Source organism: Nocardiopsis listeri (genome assembly GCF_020741345.1).
Classification (GTDB): Bacteria; Actinomycetota; Actinomycetes; order Streptosporangiales; family Streptosporangiaceae; genus Nocardiopsis; species Nocardiopsis listeri_A.
In genome coordinates, this window is sequence record NZ_DYZD01000454.1 from 1 (window position 1) to 2,962 (window position 2,962).

Genomic DNA, 2,962 nt, shown 5'->3' on the forward strand with positions numbered 1-2,962 from the left:
GATACCCCAGCCGAGCGTCTGGCTAAGCTACTCGAATCGAGCAACTGACCTCACGTGTTGCGACGATCCCTAGAATCCGCCTCCTCGGAACGGCCCCTTCGCTCAGCGGCGGTCGGCCCTGCGGGCCGCGAAGTTCGGGCCGGTCCGCTCATGCAGCACGATGCCGACCGACACCGACACGTTGAGGGATTCGGTGGAGGTGAGCATCGGGATGGAGACGGAGGCGGAGGCCGCCTCCTCGAACATCTCCGAAGCGCCGCCCTTCTCACCGCCGAACAACAGCGCGAGCCGGTCCGGGTTCTCCCCGAGCGACTTGAGCGGAACCTCGCCGTCGGCGTCGAGCACCACCATCGGGATGCCCTCCTTGCGGACGAAGGTGATGGCCTCCTCGCGAGTGGCCAGGACCACCGGCAGGGAGAAGATGTAGCCGCGGCTGGAACGGATCAGCCGTCGGTCGGCGACGCTGGTGAGGTCGCTGTCGACGAGCACGATCCCGGAGGCGCCCAAGGCCAGCGCCGAACGTGTGATGGCGCCGATGTTGCCGACGATCTTCACCCCGTCGAGAACGATGACGTCCCCGCCGCGCCTGACGAGGTCGCTGAACCGCGACGGCCGCGGCACCCGCGCGATACCGAAGGTCTTGGGCTTGCGCTCGCCCTTGAAGACCTGGTTGACGACCGAGGTGGCGAACAGTCGGACCGGGATGTTCCGCTCCCGGCACAGGTCCATCAGCTCCACGGGCGGCGGCTGGGTCTCGATCCCGTAGATCTCGGCGAACTCCACGCCGGCCCTGATGCACTGGACGAGGGGCTCGGGGTCCTCGATCAGGGTCGTCTTGATGTTGGCCCTGGAACTCTTGGTGACATCAAGGATCCTTCGGACCGCCGGATCGGAGGCGCTTTCGATGATTTCCAGGTTGTCCATGGGGCCGTTTCTCGTGTGCGGTGTCTAGGTCGGAGGGCAAAGGTCCAGTCTGCCACGGTTCCCGCAGAGGCCCCTCCGCCCCGGCTCATGGCGCCCCGCACCCTACAGATTCAACCGCTCTCGGGCGGTCGCGGTTCTCCCAGCCCCGCGCGTTCACGGCCCCGTCGACCGACCCCCTCCACCGCACGGAGCGCGTCCCGCACGTCTCGGTGGGAGGGTGTGAAGGGCAACCTGTGAATGGTCTCCTCAGGGGCCATGGCGGCCTCCACCACCCTGTCCAACACCGCGTCGTCGACGTCGCCCAGGCCCGCCTCGGTGAGTGTGGTGGGAAGCCCCACCCGCGCGGTGAACTCGGCGAACTCCTCCACCTCGGCGGTCGCGGCACCCTCCAACAGCAACTGGGTGAGCGAACCGATGTTCACCTTCTCCCCGTGCGCCAGGTGGTGGGTCTGGTCGACCGCGGTGAGGCCGTCGTGCACCGCGTGCGCGGCCGCGAGCCCTCCGGACTCGAATCCAAGACCGGAGAGAAGCGTGGTCGCCTCGACGGCCGCCTCGACGTCGGGGGTCACCAGGTTCCGGTCCACGGCGTCCAGCGCGGGGAGCGCGGACTCCCACAGGATGTCCCAGGACAACCGGGCCAGAGTGGTCCCGGCCCGGGTGGGTCGGCCCGCCACCATGTTGGCCGCGTCGGTCCCTCGGAGGGCGCGGGCCTCGATCCACGTGGCCAGCGCGTCCCCGACACCCGCCGCGAGGAACCTGGTGGGGGCATGGGCCACGAGTTGGGTGTCGACCACCACCAGGGCCGGGTTGCGGTCGTAGAACCGGTAGGACTCGAAGGCGCCCTCCTCGGTGTAGACCACGGACAGGGCCGAGGTGGGGGCGTCGGTGGAGGCCACCGTCGCCGCGCTCGCCCACGGGACCCCCGCGTTGTCGCCGGCGCCCTTGGCCGCGTCGATCGCGGTGCCGCCGCCCAGCCCGATGATGACGTCGTGTCCGCCCCTCTGGATGACCTCGGCGACCCGTTCCGACTCGGCCTTGGTGGGTATTCCGCCGAACCGTTCGAAGGTGAGCGGGACCTTCGCCCGTTCGAAGGAGCGTTCCAGGATCTCCCCGGTCAGATCGCGCACCACATCGTCGGTCAGGACCAACGGTCTCTTTCCCAGGGTGCCCACCAAGGAACCGAGTTCCTCCAGCGCGCCTCGCCCCTGGACGTAACGGCCCGGTGAGGCGAAGACGCGCAACGACGGTGTGTGCTCGGCCATGGGTTCTCCCTTCGAAGGCGGTACTCCCTCCCGGCCTGGCCGCGGCCCCGATGTCTCAAACGTGTCGTGGCCGAGGCCGCACCACTTCTTTGTCGATTCGAACCCCTGGGGGAATTGCCGATCGACCCCATGAGAAGAGCCATGGGGCTCCGCCCTGTGGACCCTCGGGCCGGCGGGCCCGTCGGACGGCGCCGCGTTCAGACCCGGCGTGCGGGTCGGGGCACGATGCGGCCCCGGCGGTGGGCCACGCGCAGCAGGTACACCGTGATCGCGCCGCAGAACAGCACCGCGAAGACACTGCCCTCGGGACCGAAGGCGCCTCCGCTGATCGCGGTGGGCCCGCTCGTCTCCCCGGTCAACAGCCCGGCGAACGCGTCCTCACTGCCGGATACCGCGGTGCCGAAGACCCCGGCCTGCGCCGTGTTCCAGCCGAAGTGCAGGCCGATCGGCAGCCACAGGGCGCGCGTGGCCGCGTAGGCGGCGCCGAGCATGAGACCGGCCTCCAAAGCGATGGCCAGCGCGCCCCACAGGGTCGCGTTCGGGTTCACCAGGTGCAGTCCGCCGAAGATCACGGAGCTGACGGCGAGCGCGCCCCAGGTTCCGGCGGCCTCTTCCACGATGCGAAAGAGCACTCCGCGGAACAGCAGCTCCTCCGCGACCGCGACCGCGCACATCAGCCCGCACACGGCGAGGAAGGCCTCGAAGGACCCCCAACCGGTGATCCGGTAGCCCCCGAGGACGGCGATGGCCGCGATGGTCGCGGTGAACAGGCCGAG

Annotated in this window: 3 protein-coding genes; all 3 read right to left on the reverse strand. The window is 69.6% G+C overall.

Annotated features, from left to right (window positions below; all coding sequences use genetic code 11):
* Positions 1-102: 102 nt before the first annotated feature.
* Positions 103-924: an NshR/TsnR family 23S rRNA methyltransferase gene (nshR, locus tag K8V84_RS24675; protein ID WP_304079092.1), complete on the reverse strand. Its 822-nt coding sequence runs from the start codon at positions 922-924 to the stop codon at positions 103-105.
* Positions 925-1,034: 110 nt separating this feature from the next.
* Positions 1,035-2,186, reverse strand: a complete 1,152-nt coding sequence (locus tag K8V84_RS24680; RefSeq protein ID WP_304079094.1) for a glycerol dehydrogenase — start codon at positions 2,184-2,186, stop codon at positions 1,035-1,037.
* Between the two features lie 197 nt (positions 2,187-2,383).
* Positions 2,384-2,962 (reverse strand): CPBP family intramembrane glutamic endopeptidase (locus K8V84_RS24685; protein WP_304079096.1); only part of this gene is annotated, 579 nt, incomplete at its 5' end.

Bases quoted from the DNA above. Each gene is read 5' to 3' on its own strand.
- K8V84_RS24680 (WP_304079094.1), bottom strand. From the start codon at position 2,186: ATGGCCGAGCACACACCGTCGTTGCGCGTCTTCGCCTCACCGGGCCGT.
- nshR (WP_304079092.1), bottom strand. From the start codon at position 924: ATGGACAACCTGGAAATCATCGAAAGCGCCTCCGATCCGGCGGTCCGA.